General features: G+C 41.2%; 20 protein-coding genes and 1 pseudogene. 10 read left to right on the top strand and 11 right to left on the bottom strand.

The window, feature by feature from the left end; all coding sequences use genetic code 11:
• Positions 1 to 42 precede the first annotated feature (42 nt).
• The 3 genes from MSWH1_RS04680 (at position 43) to MSWH1_RS18825 (ending at position 2289) form a co-directional block, all read left to right on the top strand.
• Positions 43 to 549, top strand: coding sequence for a ferritin family protein (locus tag MSWH1_RS04680; protein WP_048126546.1), 507 nt, complete (start codon positions 43 to 45; stop codon positions 547 to 549).
• Positions 550 to 574: 25 nt separating this feature from the next.
• On the top strand, positions 575 to 1783 hold the full coding sequence (locus MSWH1_RS04685) for an FprA family A-type flavoprotein (RefSeq protein ID WP_048126548.1): 1209 nt from the start codon (positions 575 to 577) through the stop codon (positions 1781 to 1783).
• 362 nt (positions 1784 to 2145) lie between these two features.
• Positions 2146 to 2289 carry a hypothetical protein gene (locus tag MSWH1_RS18825; RefSeq protein ID WP_156148073.1) on the top strand — a complete coding sequence of 48 codons (144 nt, stop codon included), beginning with the start codon at positions 2146 to 2148 and terminating at the stop codon, positions 2287 to 2289.
• Positions 2290 to 2772: 483 nt separating this feature from the next.
• Here MSWH1_RS18825 and budA read toward each other — a convergent pair whose 3' ends face one another.
• On the bottom strand, positions 2773 to 3639 hold the full coding sequence (gene budA / locus MSWH1_RS04690) for an acetolactate decarboxylase (protein WP_048126550.1): 867 nt from the start codon (positions 3637 to 3639) through the stop codon (positions 2773 to 2775).
• 576 nt (positions 3640 to 4215) lie between these two features.
• Here budA and MSWH1_RS17895 point away from each other — a divergent pair.
• Positions 4216 to 4837 (top strand): annotated as a pseudogene (locus tag MSWH1_RS17895) (helix-turn-helix domain-containing protein); the annotation flags it as partial.
• A 96-nt stretch (positions 4838 to 4933) separates the two neighbouring features.
• Here the strand turns inward: MSWH1_RS17895 and MSWH1_RS04705 are convergent.
• Together MSWH1_RS04705 and MSWH1_RS04710 are read right to left on the bottom strand one after the other, a co-directional pair.
• Complete coding sequence (locus MSWH1_RS04705) at positions 4934 to 5392, bottom strand: MarR family winged helix-turn-helix transcriptional regulator (RefSeq protein WP_048126554.1); 459 nt, start codon at positions 5390 to 5392, stop codon at positions 4934 to 4936.
• A gap of 308 nt (positions 5393 to 5700) precedes the next feature.
• Positions 5701 to 7164: an MATE family efflux transporter gene (locus MSWH1_RS04710; protein ID WP_048126556.1), complete on the bottom strand. Its 1464-nt coding sequence runs from the start codon at positions 7162 to 7164 to the stop codon at positions 5701 to 5703.
• A gap of 654 nt (positions 7165 to 7818) precedes the next feature.
• Between MSWH1_RS04710 and MSWH1_RS04715 the strand changes: the two genes are divergently transcribed.
• Positions 7819 to 9591: a KUP/HAK/KT family potassium transporter gene (locus MSWH1_RS04715; protein ID WP_255350509.1), complete on the top strand. Its 1773-nt coding sequence runs from the start codon at positions 7819 to 7821 to the stop codon at positions 9589 to 9591.
• A gap of 812 nt (positions 9592 to 10403) precedes the next feature.
• On the top strand, positions 10404 to 10781 hold the full coding sequence (locus MSWH1_RS04720; protein WP_231585585.1) for a rhodanese-like domain-containing protein: 378 nt from the start codon (positions 10404 to 10406) through the stop codon (positions 10779 to 10781).
• 211 nt (positions 10782 to 10992) lie between these two features.
• On the opposite strand, the gene MSWH1_RS04725 is transcribed toward MSWH1_RS04720, so the two are convergent.
• Entirely contained in the window at positions 10993 to 12264 is a 1272-nt protein-coding gene (locus tag MSWH1_RS04725; protein ID WP_048126562.1) for an ATP-grasp domain-containing protein, read from the bottom strand.
• A 356-nt stretch (positions 12265 to 12620) separates the two neighbouring features.
• Here MSWH1_RS04725 and MSWH1_RS04730 point away from each other — a divergent pair, with 356 nt between their 5' ends.
• On the top strand, positions 12621 to 13616 hold the full coding sequence (locus MSWH1_RS04730) for a hypothetical protein (protein ID WP_048126564.1): 996 nt from the start codon (positions 12621 to 12623) through the stop codon (positions 13614 to 13616).
• Positions 13617 to 13691: 75 nt separating this feature from the next.
• Here the strand turns inward: MSWH1_RS04730 and MSWH1_RS04735 are convergent, their stop codons facing one another.
• Positions 13692 to 14363, bottom strand: coding sequence for a PGF-pre-PGF domain-containing protein (locus MSWH1_RS04735; RefSeq protein ID WP_048126566.1), 672 nt, complete (start codon positions 14361 to 14363; stop codon positions 13692 to 13694).
• Positions 14329 to 14616 carry a hypothetical protein gene (locus MSWH1_RS04740; protein WP_048126568.1) on the bottom strand — a complete coding sequence of 96 codons (288 nt, stop codon included), beginning with the start codon at positions 14614 to 14616 and terminating at the stop codon, positions 14329 to 14331. Before MSWH1_RS04740 ends, MSWH1_RS04735 begins: the two co-directional genes overlap by 35 nt.
• Positions 14617 to 15564: 948 nt before the next feature.
• Here MSWH1_RS04740 and MSWH1_RS04745 point away from each other — a divergent pair.
• On the top strand, positions 15565 to 16671 hold the full coding sequence (locus MSWH1_RS04745) for a hypothetical protein (protein ID WP_231585586.1): 1107 nt from the start codon (positions 15565 to 15567) through the stop codon (positions 16669 to 16671).
• Between the two features lie 292 nt (positions 16672 to 16963).
• A complete protein-coding gene (locus MSWH1_RS04750; protein WP_048126572.1) occupies positions 16964 to 17362 on the top strand; it encodes a DUF356 domain-containing protein in 399 nt (132 codons plus the stop codon).
• A gap of 109 nt (positions 17363 to 17471) precedes the next feature.
• Here the strand turns inward: MSWH1_RS04750 and MSWH1_RS04755 are convergent, their stop codons facing one another.
• The 5 genes from MSWH1_RS04755 to MSWH1_RS20465 all read right to left on the bottom strand — a co-directional run bounded on the left by MSWH1_RS04755 (position 17472) and on the right by MSWH1_RS20465 (position 22648).
• The gene (locus tag MSWH1_RS04755; protein WP_048126574.1) at positions 17472 to 18722 is read right to left on the bottom strand and encodes an ABC transporter permease; all 1251 of its coding nucleotides are present in this window, start codon (positions 18720 to 18722) and stop codon (positions 17472 to 17474) included.
• Positions 18723 to 18761: 39 nt separating this feature from the next.
• Positions 18762 to 20132: a COG1361 S-layer family protein gene (locus tag MSWH1_RS04760; RefSeq protein ID WP_048126576.1), complete on the bottom strand. Its 1371-nt coding sequence runs from the start codon at positions 20130 to 20132 to the stop codon at positions 18762 to 18764.
• Between the two features lie 53 nt (positions 20133 to 20185).
• Positions 20186 to 20839 (bottom strand): ABC transporter ATP-binding protein, encoded by a 654-nt coding sequence (locus MSWH1_RS04765; protein ID WP_231585707.1) that lies wholly within the window; start codon positions 20837 to 20839, stop codon positions 20186 to 20188.
• 643 nt (positions 20840 to 21482) lie between these two features.
• Entirely contained in the window at positions 21483 to 22202 is a 720-nt protein-coding gene (locus MSWH1_RS04770) for a class I SAM-dependent methyltransferase (protein WP_369798560.1), read from the bottom strand.
• Between the two features lie 317 nt (positions 22203 to 22519).
• Positions 22520 to 22648: a hypothetical protein gene (locus MSWH1_RS20465; RefSeq protein WP_255350485.1), complete on the bottom strand. Its 129-nt coding sequence runs from the start codon at positions 22646 to 22648 to the stop codon at positions 22520 to 22522.
• Between the two features lie 158 nt (positions 22649 to 22806).
• Here MSWH1_RS20465 and MSWH1_RS18835 point away from each other — a divergent pair, with 158 nt between their 5' ends.
• Positions 22807 to 22965 carry a hypothetical protein gene (locus MSWH1_RS18835; RefSeq protein ID WP_156148074.1) on the top strand — a complete coding sequence of 53 codons (159 nt, stop codon included), beginning with the start codon at positions 22807 to 22809 and terminating at the stop codon, positions 22963 to 22965.
• Positions 22966 to 22983: the final 18 nt, after the last annotated feature.

Here is a 22983-nt window from a genome sequence, read left to right on the forward strand (position 1 = left end):
AGAAAGGGAAATCAGATAAAATAGTCCCGGGGGATAAAAAGTATGAAAAGCGCTTATCAGGACACAATTGAGGAAGTAAGAAATCTTAAAGGAATTGAAGAAGCTATAGCCCTTGCAATTGAGAGGGAAAAAGAAGCAAAGACCTTTTATCTGCAGCAGGCTGCCTTAATGGAAAATCCAAAATTCAAGGAACTTTATGAGGAGCTGGCAGCTGAAGAAGCGAAGCACCTTGGCTACCTCGAAGATTACCGTGATAAAAAAGAACTGCCAAAAATCAGCACTGAAGTATCCAGCGGGCAGTCCTTCAGTCCTGAATTCGATGTTAGTCGAACGAAAGTGGGTGAGATAACTCTTGGAGATGCAGGCATTCTTCTTGCAGCCATGAGGCATGAGAGAAAAAGTGAAGACTTTTATTCTGCAATGGCAAAAAAAGTCGGAGACGAAACTCAGAAAAAATTTTTTGAAATGCTGTCCATGTACGAAAGAGGCCACTACGAGATTATTGACAGTTACCTCGAATATATCACTCAGTTCCGGATGCAGACCTGAAAAAAACTGAGAGGGCTGTGAGGATATGGAAATCGAAAAAACCGATGGAGACGTCGAACTTGCCAGGGGAGTTTACTGGGTAGGAGCAATTGACTGGAACGGTAGGGACTTTCACGGGTTTACCACTCCGGGCGGGACAACTTACAACTCCTACCTTGTTGTTGGGAAAAAGACTGCCCTTATCGATACCGTAAAGGCTCCTTTTGCGGGGGAGATGCTCAGGCGGATTACCCGGATAATCGACCCTTCAAAGCTTGACTACATTGTAGTAAACCATATGGAACTTGACCATGCAGGTTCCCTGGCAGAGCTTAAAAAACAAACCGATGCAAAGATTTTCATTACAAAAAGAGGCGTCGATATCCTTAACGGCTATTTCAGAGACTCAGGCAGTGAGAACTGGGACCTTGAGGTTGTGAAGACCGGCGACCAGCTGGACCTTGGAGGCAAGACCCTCATGTTCCTGGAAGCCACAATGCTTCACTGGCCTGACAGCATGGAAACTTTCCTGAAAGAAGACCGGATCCTCTTCTCAAACGATGGTTTCGGGCAGCATATAGCCACCTCAAAGAGGTATGATTTTGAAGTAGGGGATGTTATCCCGGAAGCTGCCGAGTATTATGCAAACATACTGATGCCGTTTCACATTCCACTGCTTCGCTTTATAGGATTACTGGATAAACTGGGGGTAGAACCCCTGCAGATCGCCCCTTCCCATGGAATCATCTGGAAACAGGACCTCAAAAAAATCCTTGAGGCATACAGGACATGGGCCAACGGGGAAGTAAAGGAAAAAGTGCTTGTAATATACGATACTATGTGGGGAAGCACGGAAATAATGGCAAGTGAGATTGCAGAAGCGGTTCGGGAAGCGGGAGTTGAAGTAAAACTTCTGAATCTTCGGAAAAACACTCGGAACCATATAATGAAAGAAATGCTCGATACAGCCGCCTTTGTAGTGGGCTCCCCAACCCTTAATAACGGGCTCTTTCCAACAGTTGGAGACTTCCTGGTGTACCTCAAAGGACTGCGCCCCCAGAACAAAAAAGCTGTGGCTTTCGGGTCATACGGCTGGGGAGGGGGAGCAGTAAAAACAGTAGAACAGGAATTAAAAGATGCAGGAGTAGAGGTGCTGGAAACTGGATTACAGGTTCGGTACAGACCATATGAAAAAGAACTAGAGAGATGCAGAAAACTAGGGGAGCAGCTTGCGGCTGTTGCAAAAGAGCAGTAAAACAGTCTTCCCATAACTCTTTTATTCTAAACTCTTCTATTCTAAACTCTTCTATTCTAAACTCTTCTATTCTAAATTTTTCTATTCTAAACTCTTCTATTCTAAATTTTTCTATTCTAAACTCTTCTATTCTAAACTCTTCTATTCTAAACTCTTCTATTCTAAACTCTTCTATTCTAAATTTTTTTGACGTATCTTTATCCTCCCGGGAATAATATCAACCTATGTTGAGAGAGTTTCAGGTCTGGTAACCATATCGATTTTGAAACCTCCACCTCCTGGATTCCATCAAAAAATACTTTCACCCTGCTTGGCGGAGCTTAATAAATACTAAAGTAGTTTTTGGGAATAGAGGTGAATACATGGAAGAGATATTCAAAGGACTGGTTGAACGCGCTCAGTACTATGAACAGTTTGAAAGCTTCAGAAACACATACATTTCCGGACAGTTCGGGGAAATACCGGGAATGAACCTGAAGATGAATTTTTCAGTACCGAACATGTAAGACCGGAATTCAGTTAACAGTTGTATCGGGAATAGTAAATTGGGAATAGTAAATTGGGAATAGTGAATTGGGAATAGTGAATTGGGAATAGTGAATTGGGAATAGTGAATTGGGAATAGTGAATTGGGAATAGTAAATTGGGAATAGTAAATCAGAATAGTAAAAGCTGCAAACTCTCTATGAACAGGCGGAATGTTGAGATTCACGTCTCAACAAAAAATCAGACGAAGAAAAAAGAACGAAGAAATAAAAGAAAGTAAACAAACTAACAGACCTAAAAATTTACAAGACAAAATAAAGGCAAAACGGTAATTAAATTAAGAAGAAGTAAAGGGAAATAATATACAAAAATTAAATGGAAGTGGGAAGAGAAACAAAGAAAAAATTAGAAAAAATAAAGAGAATAAAACAAAAATAAAGAGGGAGTGGGGAAAATTTTCCTTCAAAAAGCAAAGAAAAATGTAAAAAAGTGAAAATTAGAGGTCACTTTTCAACCTTTTGCATATCAGCCTGGAGGTCCTGGCTTAAATCCACGTTATAGAAGTCCCCGCTGGTGGGAAGCTCCATGAAGAACGCAATGGTAATGTCAAGGGCAACATCTCCATTTTCCATCTCAAGGTCCAGGACATGCCCGCCTGCGCTTCTATCCGCTGTGATGAAGTGAAGGTGATACCCTGGCACATTTACACCTTTTATATATTCAGGGGCTCTGAACCCTACCAGTGTGCCGCTTATGTTTTCAAATTCGAAGACCGACTGGGTGGATACGGCATCCGCGAGTTTTGGATAGGGTTTTTCCTGTTTTGGTACGCTTCGTGCTTTTATGTAAGAGAAATTCCCGTCAACCCGGACCGCATAAAAAAGGTTTTTCGAAGGCAGGTTCAGGTCAAGGAAGGCTTCAAGTTCGGTAAGGTTTGCAGGCTCCTCAAGTCGAAAATTTTCATCGGCTTCAAAGCAGGTTACAGTGGCAAAGGGAGTTGTCATTTCCCCGGATACGGGATAGGCAATTCCATCTGTTTTTATCTGATAATAATTGCCATCGAGGGCAAGCATTTCCCCTTCAAGCCCGTCAAAAGTCCCTATACCAAAGTCCCCATGGGTTTCAAGTTCCGCAATTGGTAAAATTCCATCATAAACGCCTTGAAGCAGGGCGTCGATTGTTGAGACCTGATAGAGAACGTCAGTTTCACTATTGATAAGATCTGAAGTTGATTCCGCACTGCTTTCAATATTGTTGGGTTTCTCAATATTGCCGGATCTTTCGGAGAAGTCATTGGCAAGATTAGTGCAACCGGAAACAAAAGTAACTGATAAAATAATTAAAACGATCAAAAGACTTTTTTTATTCATGTATGTCCCTCACTGGATTGTTTGTAAAAATTTTGTAATGTAAATTATGAATTTTGTTAGAATACTTAAAGGCAAACTTATAAATAATTATCAAATGTAAAGCAGATTTACTGCATGGAAAAGAGCAAGGACTTATACATATATTTTTCAAACATCGTGTAAAGAGAGCCCAGGAGTTTCTTACTGAGGCCTTATGATAAAGTTTCTATGTCGAATAAGTCAGGAGATTACTCTCCTTTTCTCTTCTAAGAACGGTACATGACATTTTCATATCATACCGCTCAAGCATTTTCAAACCATTTATATATTGGGAGACAGTTATCCTTTTATTTCCTTATGCTGTTGATAGCAATGCTTGTGCACGTAGACGAAATTGTCAATTCTATAAGTTTCTCCATCTGCTATTGGGATTATGGGGTGTAGGTCCTTTTCTTCTGCAATATCAATAAGTTGGTCACAGAAGTGGCATTTATCCTTTTGTTTAGTCCATATCTTCTTAAACTTCCCCGCCAGTGTCATGGTAACTTAATTTTGGGTCATAGTTATAGGCTTTGAATCCCGTCTGTATCTTCATTCATGGCAAAAATAAAACTTGAAGAAGATAAAGTACAGTATCTTCTAGACTTTTTTAAAAAGGGACAGAAAAGTGCACGAGAACTAACAAAAGCACGAATCCTGTTACTTGCCAACAAGAATTAAAAGAACACCGAGATCGTAGAAATATTGAATGTTGGCAGGAATACTGTTGGACGAATCAAGAAAAGGTACTTGGATGAAGGTCTCCAAAGCGCTCTTGAGGATCAAACAAGAACCGGTCAACCTATAAAATACACCGAAAAGCACACTGCTGAAATCATAGCACAAGCATGTACCACACCTTCTGATGGAAGAAAAAGGTGGACATTTGTACTGCCTACTGAAGAACTGAAGATAAAAGAAGGGTTTGAAATAATAAACAAAGAGAGCGTCCGACTTATTCTAAAAAAAGCAAAATTAAACCTTGGTTAAGGCGGATGTGGTGTATTCAAACAATAAATACCGAGTATAGAGAAAGAATGTACAACGTTCTGAAGTTGAAGTCATCCGGCTGGTTACGGATAATCTCAATACCCATAACGAAAAGTCATTCTACGAAACATTAAGCGAAGAGGAAGCAAAACAGATTCTAGAAAAGATAGAATTCCATTACACGCCAAAATTACGAGAAAAATTGCTGATGAAAAAATGTCTATATGTTATGCACCACATTTAAATTGTTATGGTACTAGTATCGTTTTCTGGGTGCTTTTCCTTTTCAGGCACTTTCATCCAGTTTCTTCAGTGTGCTAAGTATTGTTTTCAGGCTTTCCTGATAGGCTACAATATCTTCTTCGACAAGCCGGTTCATAACTTCAGATGCATTTTTTTCGAGCTCCTTTGTGAACCAGTCCCTGTAAGCTTTCCCCTTATCTGTAAGTGAAACCAGGGTCTTTCTTCGGTCTCCAGGATCTCCTTTCCTGTAGACAAGTTTCTCTCTTTCCAGAGCATCGATCATGCTGGTCAGGCTTCCTTTCTGAAGGTCTAGACACTTTCCAAGAGTAGTGGGCATAATCTCACCTGCTGTCCCTATAATCAGGATAACCTTATTCTGATTTTTTTTGAGATTGTATGGATTATTTCCTGCCTGGCGAAAAGTTTCGGCAAAATTTTTATGGAAGAGATGGATCATTTCAAACTGAAGTTTTACCGTTTCTTTTATTCTTTCTTCTTTCATCGGTTATCACAGTGAGGCGCTTTTTTCAGTCATTATTCAGATGATTCAACCTTCTGACTGATTTTTGATGGGTGTTTTCCGGTCTTTATCGGATTTTTCCGAATTTAACTGTTTTTGTTGGGTTCACCGAATCTTATCGAGGTTGACTGGGTTTTTATTTCTATAGTATCATCCGAATCATGACTGTATGTAATCTTACTATTCACTTTTCTTACTGTTCGATTTCAAACTAAAAATAAACAGGTTTTATTTATATTTTATGATTTGATAAACGAAGATATATGCGAGTATCAGGCATCCTGACGTAATCAACATTTTTTCCCGGTTTTTGTAGCACGGATCATGTATCTTAGGTAGATCTGAGCCCATACAAAAGTAACCAGAGAACCGATAACTGTTCCCACAACAAGCCCCCACCATACTCCGGAAAGCCCCCAATCAAGTTCGTAGGCAAAGAGAACAGCAAAGAGGGGAGTCAGAACCAGACTTCTCAGGAGGGTGGCAATAAGGGCGCTTATGCCCTTTCCTGCACCCTGGAAGAGAGAGGCAGAGAGCATTCCGAAGGCAACCGCTGGATAGAAGAGTGTCATAATTTTAAGGAGTCTTGTTAGTTCCGGAGCGATACGGGCGGCAGTTTCAGCCTGGGTGAAAACAGCTGCAATCTGTGGAGCAAATATATATACAGCAATACCTATGGCAGCTTCTACCAGAAAGCCTATTTCTGTTGCATAAATAAGGGTTTGTCGGGCTTTTTTAACATTAAACTCCCCGAAAGCAGCCCCGCTAATCGAGACCACGGAGATTGAAATTCCTATCAAGGGAGCAACCGCAATGCTTGCGACTCTCCAGCCTGTGGCATAGATTGCAACCCCATCGGTGCTGCTGACATTGACAATGATAAGGTTCATGAAGAGGGCGGTCATTGCCAGAGCGACCTGCTCGACCGATGAAGGAATGCCTACCCTGAAGATGTCCAGGACGATGGCCCGGTCGAATTTGAAAGAGTGGAACCTGAATGAAACGTATGTGTCTTTTTTGACAAAAAACCAGTAGAACATCAGCAGGCCTGAGCTGGCAAAAGAAATCACAGTCGCAAGAGCAGCTCCTGCAACCCCAAGCCCCAGGGTATAGATGAAAATGGGGTCAAGCACTATGTTCAGGACAGACCCCAGGATCATGGACTGCATGGCTCGCTTTGAGTCTCCCTCACTCCTGAGAATGGAGTTTGCAACGTTCGTAAAAAAGAACACAAAACTGCCTGCAAAGATGATCCTTGAATAAGCAACTCCGAGTTCTGTAGTCTTCCCGGCTCCGCTGTACATGAAAAGGTCTCTTACAAAGGCAAGGGCGAGAGCGGTAAGAAGAACCGTGAGGATGAACATTATCACAAAGGTGTGCACTGCAACGTTATCCACTCCAGCTTTGTCCCTTGCCCCTATCCGCCGGGAAATCGCAGCTCCTCCGCCAACCCCAAGCCCGCCTGTAAGTGCCATCTGAATTACGAAAAAAGGAAAGGCAAACCCGATCGCAGCAAGGGCATCCGCACCCAGGCCTGCAACCCAGAAGGTGTCGGTCAGGCTGTAGATGGTCTGTACGGACATGGCGACTATGATCGGAATGGAGAGCTTGACCACAGCTTTTTTTGGGTCTCCAAGGAGGATGTCAACTCCTTCGGTTGCTTTCTGATTGGGGGGAAGATGTAGATTTTCCTTCGCAGTGTCCCCTTTATAGTCCTCTACTCCATCTTTTTCCTCTGCCTCTTCTATGCTCATTTTTCCTGCCGTTTTTGAAATTGCACATTTTTTATTCTATCCCATTTTTTATCCTATTCTTCTTTGATCTCTCTGCCTTTAACATTTTCTTATTTTGTGGCGAAATGTTTTTTATTTACCTTTCCATATGCAGGGATAATAAGTATAACCTGAGAGACACATTTTTTGGATCAGAAGAATTAATATCGATTTATCAGCTTTATCACCGGCCAATATCAATTAATTGGCTTGATCACTGTTCAATATCAATTAATTGGCTTGATCACTGTTCAATATCAATTAATTGGCTTGATCACTGTTCAATATCGATATCTCGGGATAATGGGTCAAGATCTTTATATATGAAAAAGTAATTCTCAGCACCATGCATTATTATAATACAATATTTACTTTAAGGTTAATTGAATAAAAAACTGAAAATCATAAGGAAGAGACGAATTTTAAATGAAAATGGGAAATTGGCGAGTTAAAAATTCTGTAAATTCAATTTCTTTTCACTCTTTTCTGGCAGAGTAAAATCATGATTTGTTGCCACAGGATTCAGATTCCTGTAACTTTTCATCTCAAATCATGTTTTTTGCCCAAAAATTTCTGGAACAAATATGGTGATATATTACGTTTTCAAAATCCGATATCAGGGGTATAGTAAATTCTATAGGTCTTGTTTTTGGAGACATAGGAACAAGTCCTATCTATACCCTGACCGTTATATTCCTTCTCACAAGACCTACGGAAGTTCACGTAATAGGAGTTTTATCTTTAATTATCTGGACACTTATCACGCTTGTAACTGTGGAGTATGCCTGGCTTGCCATGAGCCTGGGTAATAAAGGGGAAGGAGGAACAATTGTATTAAAAGAGCTGCTCGTCCCTCTTCTTAAATCCGGTCGAAGTGTAGCTCTAATCACATTGTTAGCCTATATAGGGACCTCTTTTCTTATTGGGGATGGAGTCATTACGCCTGCGATCAGCATCCTGAGTGCCGTTGAAGGCCTGCGGATCATCCCTGAATTTCAAGACATCGGGCAAGAATCTATCATGCTCATTGCCGGAATAATCGCAGTAGCTCTTTTTTCAATCCAGAACAAGGGAACAGAAAAGATTACATGGGTCTTTGGGCCAATAATGATTTTATGGTTCATAGCCATTGCATTTTCAGGTATTGCCTCCATTTTTTATACTCCCGGCGTGCTCAGGGCCATAAATCCTTATTACGCTATCAGATTTCTCATGGATAACGGGCTTACGGGATTTTTTGTATTATCCGAAGTTACCCTCTGTGCCACGGGGGGCGAGGCGTTGTATGCCGATATGGGGCACCTGGGAAGAGAGCCTATTTTGAAAGCCTGGAGATTTGTGTTTGTCGCTCTGGTTTTGAATTATCTCGGACAGGGAGCATTTCTCATCAGAAACCCGGATTCGAGAAATGTATTATTTGAGATGATAAATCAGCAGGCACATCTCGTATATGTTCCATTCCTTATCCTTAGTATCATAGCTACAATCATTGCTTCTCAGGCCATGATCAGCGGTGTGTTTTCAATAGTATATCAGGGGATAACGACTCGAATAATCCCCATGCTAAAGATCGATTATACTTCAGGCGAATTACAGTCCCAGATTTATATTAGTGCAGTAAACTGGCTTCTCCTTATCTCTGTCTTATTTATGATTTTTGAGTTCAGGGACTCTCACAGACTTGCGGCTGCATACGGGCTGGCAGTTACAGGAACCATGTCAATTACAGGTCTGATGATGACTTTAATCTTTTATTTCAAAAAAATGCTGGTCAGGTCTTTTGTATCCCTTCTTGTGACCGGTATCGATGTAGTATTTCTTCTTTCAAACACCTATAAAATTCCGCATGGGGGGTACTGGTCAATTGTCATAGCAGCTGTCGTTTTTGCTCTGATCCTCATATACACTTCCGGTCAAAAAAGGCTTTATGAACTGATGAAGCCCATGAAGATTGATAATTTCCTTGAAAAATATAACCAGGTATATGCCAGTGAAAATAAAATCAGTGGAACTGCCCTTTTCTTTTCCCGGGACATAATTAATATTCCTCAATACATTTCCCACATAATGTTTGAGAACAATATTATTTATGAAGACAATATATTTATTTCAATTGTCAAGTGTGAAAGCCCGTTTGGGGTTAAAAGCTCTTTCACAAACGAACTGGCAAAAGGATTGAGGGTTTTTGAAATCAGTATGGGGTACATGGAAATTATTGATGTCGTACAGATCCTGAAAGACAAAGGCATCCATGAAAAAACAATCTTTTACGGAATAGAAGACATATTTACCAATAACTTGATATGGAAAGTCTTTTCCGTAATAAAGAAACTGTCTCCCTCTTTTGTCCAGTTCTACAGGCTCCCTACTGATAAGCTTCATGGAGTTATGACAAGGTTTGAAATGTGAAATCAGGATGGGTATTTGGACTCAGGATTGAAACTGTGAACTCAGGACTGGGCTTCCCCTGCTCCTTCCTGTTCCTCCCTTAATTGTTTCTTTAAACAGGGGTGAGCAGGATATTCAGGCTGAAAAGCATGAGCGTTGTCTTCATGGTCCTCGTCTTCTGCCTTTAACGTTTTCTTCTTTTAACGCCTCTATTTCTTTCAAATACTTGAATATTTCAAATATCTGAACGGAAATTTTTATGTTTAAAATCAGATGCACGCAGGTAAAAAGGTTAAATCTTGTTGTATAAGTCCCCAAATTTAACAGTAAATGTATTATCTCCAGACAAAAATTCAGTTAACCTGCCCATATATAGAGGAATCATTAAAACATACAATAAGCCTGTTAATCTATAACAAACTATTATTATATGGATCATTTATTCCTAATAATATGTATATTTGAAGTTAGTACATTATTTAATTATTGAAATCCAGATTTTGGGTTCTTGCTTTTTTGTACCAATTTATTATACAATATGACAGATTGCAGCTAATGGGTATTCGCAAATATCTGTATAAAGCAAACAACTGTCACTTCTGGGTACTGCTTCTGAATACGGATTTTAATAATAGTTATTAAGTTGGAACGAATTTACCCAAAAGTTTCAATGTTTAAATTCAGAGAGAACCAGATGCGGGGGAGTTTAACTGAATAAACAATATTTGTCGTACTTTGCTGCAGTTCTTCTGGCCTTCCTGATAATTACACCTGGGATGGCGGCAGCAAGCAAATGCACATACACAAATGTGGGTGCCTGTAATGCTAGAGATATGATCGAAAAAGATGTATTCATTCTGGACGTTCGTACACCGGCTGAATACAATTTGGGGCATATTGAAGGGGCAGTACTGCTACCACTGAAAAATGTACCAGCACAGGACCCTGTTGCGTTACCTCCTGAAGAGCTACTACCAGCAAGAATGAAAGAATTGCCATGTAATAAAAATACAAAAATGCTTGTTTATTGTAAAGTAGGAAAAAGAGGTGCTGAGGCAAGCAGTCTGCTGGTAGATGCCGGTTACAAAAAGGTGTATAACATAGAAGGTGGTATCGACAAATGGATACAGGAAGGATATCCAATTGTAGCTACCTATGACTCATGGAATAATGTGTGGTATCTCTTATTGTCGCCGCAACAAATGTGTTAGCGGTGATAATGAAACAGCTGGAACCACCTTCTAAGCGTTATGACTAAAAAAATATGGAAAAATGTGAAAGAACCAGTTGTTAATGGATGGTATCCTGTCAACTTATATTTAGCGATTCAATGAAAGAGAATCATTGAATCCATTAACTTTTTTTATATTTGTTGCAAAACTGTTCTGACCCTTTATCCGGCATAGCTTGTAGATTTAGTTCTCAACTACAATTGCTAGTTTTCACCCTTACATACTCCTTCAAATCTGTCCTCAAATACCTCTCAATCTCCCCAGGGTTACTGTTCCTTGTTTCAGTAAAGAGGAACGCAAAAACCGGATACTGCCTGTAATCAAGCTTCCGCAGTTCCAGAGGCTTTTCAAAGTGAGATACAAAGCTTTCGTAATCAAACGCTTCAATATCTTCTGTTTCAATCTCATCCGGTTTTTTGGCAATCAAAAGGCAATAGGTAATGTTATCTTTCTCACTCTCCTGAACCTCATTCTTACCTTTCAGGATCTCCTTCCAGTCCGGCTCCATTCCCTCTAAAAAATACCTGTGGACATTGATTCCGTAAGCATAATACGCGATATCGGCAGTACACCACCCCGCAAACCTGATTGGATTCACCTCTATGGGTACTAGCCGGTTGTTTTTGTCCACCCGGAGTTCAATATGCAGCGGAAAATCCCGCAATCCCGGTGGTTCCTGCAGTTTCGCATCCGGCAACTCAGAACTCCGCACCTCATAATCCCACAGCTTTGCAGCTTCATTTATTTGCCGTAGCAGTTTCAGGGCTGCTTCCAGATAGGTCTCAATGGTCTTTTTTGAAGTCACATAGACCTTATCTTCAACATCATTTTCCGCCGGAAACAGGTGCTCCAGGATATTCAGGACCACCGGCTTTCCCTCGCCGTTATAGTAAGCATCCACAGCCAGCTCCGGCCCTTCGATGCAATCTTCAAGCACAAATTTCCCTGAACTGAACACCTGAGCCGGGAACAGCCCTTTGATTGCTTCCATTTCCTGCTTTAAGACTGACAGGGTCTTTTCCCATTCTTCCCCGGTACTGACCTTATAAACCCCCGCACTGAAGAACCCGACTGCCGGTTTGATTATGAAAGGCTTTCTGACGGCTCCGATGTCCAGTTCGTCCAGGCTTTCAAATTTCACTCCCTGATAGGAAAAGTCAGGATAGATGTGTTCAATCAGCTGCCTGAACCTGAACTTATCCTTAAAGAGCCCTATTTTTTCGAGGATACCGGTGAATCCAAGGTTGTCTGCTATCCAGACGAGGGAGATTTCAGAATTACTGTATATTTTGCAGGTTTTCTGGCTTTTGAGGAGTTCTATGAATTCGGCGTCTTCCAGCAGTTTGACCTCCCTGTTGAAACCCAGGCGTTCAGAGGTTTTGTTTTTCAGAACAGGAAGATTCATTTCTATGATGGTGTCCCGTAGAATTTGAGAAACGTATGGCTCGTCAAGTATGATCAACTATCCCATTCCCCTATGTTATTAATTATCAGTTATCTTTCTTCTCTTTTATTAATTATCAGTTATCCTGTTTCCCTTTTATTAATTCTCAGTTGTCATGTTCCCCTTTCATAAATTTTGTTTCTAAGCTTATGTCGATTGGCAGCTTTGTCTGAAACGCCAGGTTTCATTTGCTAATTTTTCAAGAATCTCAGGTTTTTATGCCATTCGGTTTATTAATACGATTATGATGTTTTGTATGAAAAATTATATATCTAATTAATCATAATATTACATATTAACATAAAAATTTATTATTGTGTTACAGATGAATTCGTAATATGGGGAAAACGGGTCAAATTGTAAGGGGTAAATTCATGAAGCAGGGAACAGGAACAAAAAAGACTTCGCCAAAGAAAAAAACCGGTTTGCATGCACATGGGATCAGGGGAATATTATCTTCTGCAGCTTCACCGTTCCCCTATCTTGTCCCGGCGTTTGCTCCGGTTTCGTTTCCTGCTCCTGAGTACCTGTTTTTTTCTCCCGGGCTTCTCCAGCTTGACCTGAACATTTTCCGGGAGCCCGCGATAAAAGCCCTTATTAAAGAACAGAGTGAGGACCTCTACCGACTGATAAAAAAGGTGCACTTTGACGGAAAATATTATCGGGTAAAATGTGTGCATTCCGGAGGATGGGAACACTGCTGGGATCTGGCAGTAAGAATACAGTTTTTCGGAAAGCTGCAGGGGTTAGCCTTCGAGCCGAAGAAGATCGTTTCCAGAAAAGATAAGAAAATAATCTACAGGTCCCTCATTCTGGTAAATCCTCATGAACTGTGGGATGAGGAACTGGTTGAAAGGTTGTGGAACCTTCAGGAGAGAATCGAGTTTCTGATTGCAAAAATCCTCTTTCATGAATGCATCCATGTCCTTATTTTCCTCGGAGAAACTCTGCCCTCGGGTTTCGGGCAGACGGATATTTTCCTTGAATTCAGGAAGATGCTTGAGTTTGCAAACTCGGAGAAACTGTGCCCCGAAAGTTGTAACGTCCAGTCCCGTCTCAGGAATCTGGCTGATCTTTCCCCGGACTTTCCCGAAAGCTCCGAAGAAAAACTGGATAAGGTTCCTGTACTCTATGAGTTCCTGATCCACGAAAAATACAGCATCAAAAAAACCGATCAGGCTTTCGGCCTTTCCTGGAGCAACAGGAAAGTTTCCCGTAACTACGCAAAGATGGCAGCTTTGAAGATGGGTTCCTACCCGGAATCCCGTAAAAAGGATTGGGAAAAGGAAATCTTCAGACTGCACAGGGATCTGAAAGAGCTTTATGACAGGATTGATGATAATCAGGGCTCTGAGCGTGTGAGAGATTGAAATACAAGTGAAAAGAAAAAGTCATGCTAATTTTATATGTTTACGCATGATACCTCATCAAAAAAATAAGGGAAATTAGTTTCCCTTAAGATATGCGAGAATCATTTCAAGTATATGTATTATCTCACTTTTTGTTAGACCATTTGTTTCTTCTGTATTACTATCCGAAGATGTTGGTGTAAGAGTATTATCTACAGTTATTGTTTTGCTTGTAATTGCAAATGTAGAATATTCTGATACTTCAGCTGTAAAGTACACATACGTTGAATCCTGTCCTGTTATTGTAATTGGTACTGCTACCCATTCACCATTATCATACATATTCAGGACAATGGATGATTTATCAAGACCATTTGCTTGAAGCCATGTCTTTTCAACTTTAAAATTAACAGCTGCATCTTCAATATTATTTGCATTATCACTGTCGATCCATATGTTAAATGACTTGTAAATATCACCTGTTGGTTTCTCAACTAAAGATGTATCATCTTTCAGATCTTCGATAACAACTTTTGCATTGCCTGAATCTGTTGTTGATTCAAAATATATATTGTTGACAACTGAATTGTCATTCTTAACATCAACAGTTACCTTCTGGCTATTATCCATGTTTACCTGTGTTGTTTCTACATACTGGATATTAGTCTGTGATGAATCATCTATAATTGTGACATCACCATTATATACAGAAGAATTGTTAGCTGTGATGTAATCATCGTCTGTGTTTACAGATGTAATTATAGTCATCGTCAGAATTGTAAATATCGTTATCTGTTGATATTATTGTAGTATCAACTACAACAGAATCATTTGCAACAATAGTATCTTCTTTTTCAACAGAATTTTCATTAGTGTCATCAGAAACATCAATAACAGTAGTTTCCTCTTCAATAGTCGAATTGTCTCCTGATGAATTTGCCTTCGCCCCTGCAGTAGCGCACGGGAGTACAGCCCCAAAAATAAGGACTGAAACTAATAGTATTGACAGATATTTTTTCATCCTCTATACCTCTTCCAGGGGATTACCTGTAGAATTGTTTTGCAAAATAGGTTTTTAAAAATATTGACTGTTGGTCTCACCAGGAACTAGTTTTCTCCAATAAGTAAGTCCTAGATTTATTGAGCCTATGGTTTAGTTCACTTTCGGCTGGCTTACTGCAGTAAAATTATGTGAATTTTGCCTTCCAATTGCGATATTGTTGAAATCAGGATAATAGCTTCTGTATTTCTCCCGTATTTTCCTTTGTATCATTTGTGAAAACTCACTAAAAGAATGGATTTTAGGGATGGCAATATACTGGCAGTTTATTATAAGTTGAGAAACACTACTTTTCTTGACTCTTTTTCAGGTCTCCAGCTTACCTTAAAAGTATTTTATGTATAGAATTATCCATAACATTATAAAAAAATCGAACTTAAAATTAAAATTGCAATTCTTATCTGTAAAAATTATATTTATTTGAGAAGTAGTGTTTTGAGGGCATAAGGAGCATAGGAGTATAATCGGTGAGATAACTTTTCCAGTGAGAAAGCCTTTTCGTCAGCTATCCTCAAGGGTTATCTTAAAAAGCCGGCTGGAGCTTTATCCTTCCTTGTGCTGCGACTTTTAGCTATCTGGCTTATTCTTATTGTTTTACACTGCTCTCTTTGACGTTAAAACGGGAATAACAGGTCTTCTTTTAAAACGCATGATTCTCAAGTCCGTACCTTCGTTTTATAATATTAAAAAGGTGAGCTCATGAAAATGCGAATTTTTCTAATAACTGTCTTATTTGTTCTATTAGCTGTTTCTTCTCCGGCTTCAGCCGTTGTTCCTGATTTACGAATAGATAATATTTACAATCAAGCGAGTAGTCCAGAAACCTCGTACACTTCTTCTCAGTCCACTGTTTCAAAACCAGATTTGTCTCTAACTGAAAGCAGTAGAATAGGACTTGTTTCCGGAGATGTGGCAGAGTATAAAATCAAGTTAAACGTTGGGCTTGGAGAATATGACAGTATCACTCTTACCAACTATGTGCAGGAGAAAAGTCCCTGGAATACAAAAGCAGATGAAAATCTGGTGATTCTGCCAGGGCATGCTTTGACTGAAAAATTCTATTCCGACATGGCGATATACTATGCTCAGCAGGGGTACAGCGCATATATCCTGGATAGGAGAGAGACAAATATTCCAGCGGATGAAACTGATTTCAGTTTTATGCAGGACTGGACTTTCGATGAATACCTTCAGGACACATACGAAGGCATCAGTGCCTCAAGAAGCCATACAGCTCTCTTAAGCGGTAAATCTGCAGAAAGAATAGAGGTTACGGCAATCGGCCACAGTCACGGAGCACTGCTTCTTACGGCTTATGAGGCAAGTGAGTATGATGATCTACCCGCAGGCTCTGTTGACAGAGCAGTGCCTGTTGATATTATTATCGCATACAATCCCGAAAATTCCGAATTAATACAGGGTCAGGCGCAGGAATTTGCTTCCATTTCCGAAAGTATCGAAAGCGGAGTTTATAATGATAGTAGTATGGCAGGTATGATGTACGTAGCCTACATGGCTTCTACAGAGCCTGAAGGGCACGATTTCAATCTTACATTCACAAACAGGCAGTTTTTCAGGCTCATGGCAAGCCATACATATATTTTTTCCGAATATCCTTATACTCCGGACTATCACTACTGGAGTGGAGATCCCAGTGGCCTCTATTATGTTGATGAAGACAGGTTGCTTAATTTGACTTTAACCGGGGTTGCTGTCCCTCATACGCCAAAGTATCTGGACCAGTATATGGCTGGTCTGATGGGCAATGTAGAGGGTTATGAGATAAATTCTTCCAGAATAGACTCTCCGGTACTTTATGTCGGACTCGGGGGAGGCTTTGGAGATTACGGAGCATGGTGGTACGAAGATGAGGTCGGAGAAACGAATAACAGGGTTACTACTATAAGCTGGAATGACCAGGGGCATGGTAGCCTGTTGATCGATCGCAATTCCTCTGAGTTATGGGCACTCATAGATAACTGGGTGGCTGGAAAACAACCAATAAAAAAGATCTGACCTGAAAGATGAAAATAATCCTGTGTCAAATCAAGAAGGCAGTGCACCCCAAAAAAGGATAATTGATTCGCACCGCCTTTTTGATTGATGTGTTTACCTTCTCTTTTCCAGAAAATATCCTGAACTCTACTAGTATTTAAGTTGAAGCTGTTTATGCAGATGAAATCTTGTCTGAGGCGACCTGTTGAACATTCAAAAACTCATTTTCATTGAAAATCTACTTTTTTGAGTAAAAGTTGGAAAAATGTTATATGGTTTGGGAGTTACTTCACATGTTGTTGGTGTGTAAAAAATGAAATCTTTTGCATTAGTCCGGGCAGATGACCCGGCAAAAGTAAGAATCGCATTACACGATCTGGAAACATACGGAGACATCAAGTTTTCAACGAATCCCAGATGCATTGAAAACGATTATGCTGACGCGCTTCTTGTTAGCGTAATGGGGGTATCTCTGAGGTCAAAATGTAACTCTGCGGCACTTGTGGAGCTGAAAACTAACGCAGGGGCGGCGATTAGCAGGTTGAAGAAGATTCATCCTCCGGCACATGTCGTCATCATCAGTCCGAAACACCAGATATTTGAGGAGATTACAGGTAAGTTCCAGAAGTATCCTGAATTTGACAGGCTGTTCAGCCGGGAAGACTTGAATAAAGCCCAGGGAATACTGGAAACAGGCAAAAATGAAGAGTGAATAACCTGATTTGTAGAAGTCCCGGAAGTCCCTGATTTACCTGATTTACCTTCTGTCTTCCGGGAGATTGAAGCTCCTTTTTATGTTTATCTGTAATCAGGGTTCCCGGTTACTCGTACCTGAGTGCATCCACGGGTTTCAGTTTTGAAGCCCTGTATGCGGGGACTGCTCCCGAAATTACCCCGATCAGGACGGCGAGAGTCAGCCCAAAGATCATCAGGCCCGGGGAAAGAGATATGCTCGTCCCGCTTCCTCCCCTCATTAGAGTCACTCCAAGGAAAGGAAACAGAGCCGAAACAAATCCTCCTAGCATAACTCCAAAGATACCTCCAACAAAGCCGACCATTGCGGAGTTATAGATAAAAATCATAAGAATGTCCCTGTTTTTTGCTCCGATGGCTTTCATCGTGCCTATTTCCTTTGTCTTTTCAAGGACTGCAGTAAACATGGTGTTTGCAATGCCCACCGCTCCTACCAGCAGGGAAACGGCTGCAATTGCTCCAAGGAAAAGGGTAATGGAATCCGTCATCTCTGTAACGGACTCTGCCATTGACTTTGAGGCGGTTACGGAAAAGTCCCTGTCATCTTCCCTCACAATATGGCGGGAGATCATGAGCTTCTTTTCAATTGCTGTAACCACACTGTCTACCATCTCTTCACTCTGGGCTTTTACTGTGATGGAATCAAAGACATCTTCTTCTGCATCTTCGATCATGTAAACTGTGGTATCGATTGGCATGTAGATCTGCCTGTCCTCACTTCCTCCTTCCTCAGCCAGGATTCCGACAATGCGTACGGATTTGCCGTTGATTGTTATCACCTGGTTTATCCCTATGTCCTGGTCATAAATTCCACTGGCAACACCGCTTCCTATGACTGCTACATACTTATCCGAGGGTTTGAGCATTCTTCCTGATTCGGTTTCTAGAGGGGTCATATACTGCCAGACCTGAGGGTCCACCCCTGTGATAGAAAGGGTTGCTGTTTCCCCTGTATACGTTACTTCCTCTCTGCTGGAAATCTCGCCCGCGATGTACGCTATGCCTTCTATACCCTGCAGTGCCGAAATATCATCGTCTGTCAACTCAGTATCAGTCATAGAACCTCCTCCCCCCCAATCACCGTGCCCGGGGCCTGGCATACGCGACTGAGCCCTTGAGTATCCTGGCGAGATGATGATTTTTGTCAGGTCCATGTCGGCAAGCCTGCTCTGCACGTTTGCCTCCATAGCATCCCCGAGGGAGATGATCCCCACCACTGCCCCGACCCCTATGACAATCCCTATGATTGTCAGCCAGCTCCGGAGTTTGCTGTGCAGAAGCATATTCAGAGCCATTTTCAGGTAGGTTGAATTTCTCATAAAATGTCCTTCGGTTTTTGTTTTTCAGTATTCTTACTTTCAGAGTATGTGCTTTTGATCTTCCTGTTTTTCATCTCTGGATTCTTTTCCAATTTTTTCCAGCTTTTTCCTGCGGTACAGGACCACTCCTGCTCCTGCAACTACTATTACCACAATATAGATCAAATATGAGCTAAGGCTGCTATTGAAACCTGTTGCTCTGGATCTACCTCCGGTTCCTGTAGTTCCCGCAGACGCGGTCATCTGAACTGCAACATCTTTATCGACTGTTATTCTTTCTCCCCTGGCATCCGTATATTCGATCCTTACTTTCAGTGACGGATCAGTTCTGGAAGTGGGAGACTCATTCCCCGGGGCAGCAGCGGCTCTTCTCTCTGAGGGTTCAGTATCCTGGTTTGCGGCCTGGGTGCCCATCACATTAAAGGTAGTGATAGTGTAGTCCCCTTTCTCAAGGTTTCCTACGATTGTAGAAGAAGATCCGGTTACTCTGTACCCTTCCTGTTTAGGGACCGAGACTTTTACGGAATACGCCATGTTATTGCCTACATTTGCAACTGAGAGGGAGATCTCCCCTACATCACTTTCGGAAAATGAGACATCGAAGTCTGTTTCTCCTCCGACAAAGAGCCCTGCTGTTGTCTTGATGTTCTTTATATTTGAATCGTAGTCTTCAAAAGTAAGGTTTATATCCAGAGTGTACAACCCAGGGACTGCGTTTACATCTGCCATTACCGAATAAGCAACGGTTACGGAGTCTCCGGGTTCGAGGTACTTAATGTACTTGGTATTGTCCGAATAGACAGGCAGGATCACGCCTTTAGGGTCTTTCCAGGAGATGACCATGTTCTTGAGGGGAGAGTTCCCGGTATTTGTTATAATGAACTCAAGGGGTTCTTCCTTTGCCACATCGATATTTGCCTTGTTTATGGTCACTATCTGGGCGTATTCTTTCCCTCTTACCTCAAGCTTGACAGTTTTTGTGGTGGTGACGGGACTTGATGACGAGCTCCCTCCAGATTTTGCAGTTGTGGTTATGTCTATTTCGTATGTGCCCTCAGAAGCGTTGGAGTCGGTCATGAGCTTGAATTTAAGGACACCTGCACTGTCTTCATCCTGCCTTGCATTCAGGTAAGATATATCTTTTTTAAGCGCTTCTCCTGAAACTTTGCTGAAAGGGTACTCGGGAGTGATTTCGATAACTATGTCTTCAAGGTCGTTGTTCCCCACATTTTGTACGCTGACTGTGAGTTCCACGGGCTCGCCTGGTCTTGCAGCATCAGGGTTCTGGTTGGTAAGGCTTACCTGTATGGATGAGGAGTCTATCAACCTGCTTGCCAGGGCTGTTCCAGCGGTTAGAGGTATGATTAGTAAAAGTAGAATCAGGAGCATTAATATGGAAATTTTTTTCATTTCATTTCCCCTTAATGTTTTTTTCGATGAACGTGCTCGATTAACATATTCGATTAACATGTTCGATTAACATGTTCGATTTTTTCTATCTTTCCGTCTCTGAGATACACGACTCTTGTCGCGTGTTTTACAAGGTCCAGGTCGTGGGTGACAATGATAATTGTCTTTCCTTCCTTTTCATGTAATTTTGCCAGAAAATCCAGAATGTAGTCCCCGGTTTTGCTGTCCAGGTTTCCGGTAGGCTCATCTGCGAGGATTATAGGGGGATTAACGGCAAGGGAACGGGCAATTGCAACTCTCTGCCTCTGTCCGCCTGAGAGCTGGGAGGGGAGGTTTCTTTTCTTATCCGAAAGCCCTACAACTTCGAGCAGGTATTCTCCCCTTTTCTTTGCCTTTTGAGGGTTTTCTTCCTGAAATTCCAGGGGCAAAAGGACGTTTTCCAGCGTGTTCAGTGTTGGGATCAGGTTAAAACTCTGGAAAATGAACCCTATCATCTGTCCTCTTATGCGGGCCAGTTCGGATTCGTCAAGTCTGGAAATGTCCCTTGAGTCTAGAAAGACAGTTCCCTTTGAAGGGATGTCCAGGCAGCCCAGTAGGTTCATCAGTGTACTTTTTCCACTTCCGCTGGGACCCAGAACAACCAGGAACTCTCCCTCGTAGATCTCAAGGTCGATTCCCGCGAGAGCTGCAAAATCAACTTCTCCCATCCGGTAGATTTTCCAGACGTCTGTCAGCTTGATAAGGGGATTTTTTCCTGACCAGGCAGTAACTTCATGAGTATCAGGGAAATTCTCAGTTTCAAAAGAGGTTTCCTGAACAGTGGAATTTAATGTCATTGTTAGTGTCTCTGTTTGCGTCTCTGCAGGATCGGCTTGCATTTCTATTCTTTAAAAAGTTCCAGTAAGCAGGGGTAGTTGACTTCTTATTCAACCTCTTTGACAGCAGTTTTATGTCCGATTTTGTCCCATCTAATTTCACAACACCTTTCTCATTCAAAACATTTTTTGAAGTATTTAATATATTCTGGATGTTTGTTATATATATGTGATGTTTTTTGTCCATCCCCTGTTTTCTTCAACTCTTGCAAACATTTGATTTTTGCAAAAACCAGGGTCAACAGGAAGAATATGGTTTTTGTCTGCTGAAAAAGCGTGAAGAAGGAAAATTGTGCTGTCTTGAATCAGAACACCCTGAAACGAGGCGGCATGGATGCAGAAAGTTTCGGGACTTAATATTAAGTTTACAGGAGAAGAATATTTATGCCTGAATGCTGACTCGTGTAATCTATTTTAATAGACTATCTAAATGGGACTATCTGTCTTTTAGCTCAGTCTGCAAATTGAAACATTGTTATGAAATCTTAGAGAGTATTGCATGATACCTGTATTCATAATACATTGATTTCGCATACTCCATCTGGAAGCCGTTTTTTCTGGCAATTTTTTCAATAATTTGTGGGCTGTACGAATTCCCTATTGTGTCAGCCGGTCTATTTTCCAAAAAAGCTGAGATCTTTTTTAAGCAGCTGGTACATGCTCTGAGAAATATATCCCGGTGTATGAAATTCTGTGAGAACCAGCCTATTTTCCACAAAGAATATAGCTTGGGATCAATTATGTCAAAGAAAGATATTTTTCCGTCCTCATTCAGATATGCGGATGCATTGAGGATGAAATCGTCAACCTGTTCCGGGGTCAGGTACTGCACCACGCCTGCTACAGTTATCTGGTCAAATTTTGTGTCTAACTTCTCCCATACTGTTCTGTTATCCGCAAGGATCAGATCCACATTTTTATATTTATGGTGCCGGACCTTTTTTTCGGCTTCAAAGAGCATGGAGCTGGAGAAATCAACCCCTACTATTTTTTCATAGTGTGGGACATAATATATGAGGAGGTCCCCTGCCCCGCAACCGAAGTCAAGAAGAGTTTTCCTTCCGTTAAGGTGGAATAGCTTCTCTTTTGCTTCTTTAGCAAGGGATTCTTCAGTTGAAAACCTGTGCTCATCTTTCATTTTATCTGAAAAATAATCTTCCCAGGAGAATTTTGATTTTTTAAACACTGTTTCCATGCTAATCATCCTGTTCTTACTATCTTTTCCATTTCCGGGTAATTTCCTGAAGAGAAAACAGAAGATGAGATCAAAGTTAGAAATAATTACAAACGATTCCTTTTTCTTAAGCTTATTAAGAGAAACACATTTAATATTATTAATTTAATTTACTATTATATAGGTTTTGAAATAATCGTTCTGAATAAAAATCCTGTCATCTCTTACTGGAACTGTGTCTTTCTCAATCCTGTCGTCTTTTCGTCCGCCCCGGGATTTGTGTAACCTCTGCGAGATTTTCCGATCCAATCCTTTATTTTTTCAAATTTCGGGCAATTTTAGTTTTTTTTCGGCTCAAATTTTATTTCAGCCTGCCATTTTCCTCCGCAAAGCACGGCTGCCGCTCGGACCACGCTTTCAGGGCTGAAAAATACCGGCATTCCGGTGGCTGTAAAAGCTGAAGCCATTTTCCGGCTGAACTTTCCCCCCGGAGAGCTGATCAGGATAGGTTTTCCACAGTTGTCGGCAAAATCCCGGATTTTTTCTGCAACCCCCCCCTGGTAAGAAGATTCATCCCCAGGCGCGTGTAGTCATTACCAGTCCCAAAAATAAGGTATTCGAGGAATTGACGGACAATTTCCGGTACTATCCGGAATTTGACCGGGTGCTGACCCCGCGGGAGCCTACGGAAGCCCCGAATACTGTTAAGGAAATGGTGGAATCAGGTAAACAGGAAGAAGAAAGCAAAGAATTGGTCGCAGAAAAGCCGGTTCAGAGTGAATAATGGCATGTAATCCGGTTT

Source organism: Methanosarcina sp. WH1, from assembly GCF_000970005.1.
In the GTDB taxonomy this organism is placed as follows: domain Archaea; phylum Halobacteriota; class Methanosarcinia; order Methanosarcinales; family Methanosarcinaceae; genus Methanosarcina.

What these genes read in the sequence shown, in the direction of transcription:
- MSWH1_RS04680 (WP_048126546.1), top strand. Translation starts at nt 43, where the DNA reads ATGAAAAGCGCTTATCAGGACACAATTGAGGAAGTAAGAAATCTTAAA.
- MSWH1_RS04685 (WP_048126548.1), top strand. Translation starts at nt 575, where the DNA reads ATGGAAATCGAAAAAACCGATGGAGACGTCGAACTTGCCAGGGGAGTT.
- MSWH1_RS18825 (WP_156148073.1), top strand. Translation starts at nt 2,146, where the DNA reads ATGGAAGAGATATTCAAAGGACTGGTTGAACGCGCTCAGTACTATGAA.
- budA (WP_048126550.1), bottom strand. Translation starts at nt 3,639, where the DNA reads ATGAATAAAAAAAGTCTTTTGATCGTTTTAATTATTTTATCAGTTACT.
- MSWH1_RS04705 (WP_048126554.1), bottom strand. Translation starts at nt 5,392, where the DNA reads ATGAAAGAAGAAAGAATAAAAGAAACGGTAAAACTTCAGTTTGAAATG.
- MSWH1_RS04710 (WP_048126556.1), bottom strand. Translation starts at nt 7,164, where the DNA reads ATGAGCATAGAAGAGGCAGAGGAAAAAGATGGAGTAGAGGACTATAAA.
- MSWH1_RS04720 (WP_231585585.1), top strand. Translation starts at nt 10,404, where the DNA reads ATGATCGAAAAAGATGTATTCATTCTGGACGTTCGTACACCGGCTGAA.
- MSWH1_RS04730 (WP_048126564.1), top strand. Translation starts at nt 12,621, where the DNA reads ATGAAGCAGGGAACAGGAACAAAAAAGACTTCGCCAAAGAAAAAAACC.
- MSWH1_RS04735 (WP_048126566.1), bottom strand. Translation starts at nt 14,363, where the DNA reads ATGACTATAATTACATCTGTAAACACAGACGATGATTACATCACAGCT.
- MSWH1_RS04740 (WP_048126568.1), bottom strand. Translation starts at nt 14,616, where the DNA reads ATGAAAAAATATCTGTCAATACTATTAGTTTCAGTCCTTATTTTTGGG.
- MSWH1_RS04750 (WP_048126572.1), top strand. Translation starts at nt 16,964, where the DNA reads ATGAAATCTTTTGCATTAGTCCGGGCAGATGACCCGGCAAAAGTAAGA.
- MSWH1_RS04755 (WP_048126574.1), bottom strand. Translation starts at nt 18,722, where the DNA reads ATGAGAAATTCAACCTACCTGAAAATGGCTCTGAATATGCTTCTGCAC.
- MSWH1_RS04760 (WP_048126576.1), bottom strand. Translation starts at nt 20,132, where the DNA reads ATGAAAAAAATTTCCATATTAATGCTCCTGATTCTACTTTTACTAATC.
- MSWH1_RS04765 (WP_231585707.1), bottom strand. Translation starts at nt 20,839, where the DNA reads ATGGGAGAAGTTGATTTTGCAGCTCTCGCGGGAATCGACCTTGAGATC.
- MSWH1_RS04770 (WP_369798560.1), bottom strand. Translation starts at nt 22,202, where the DNA reads ATGGAAACAGTGTTTAAAAAATCAAAATTCTCCTGGGAAGATTATTTT.
- MSWH1_RS20465 (WP_255350485.1), bottom strand. Translation starts at nt 22,648, where the DNA reads ATGGCTTCAGCTTTTACAGCCACCGGAATGCCGGTATTTTTCAGCCCT.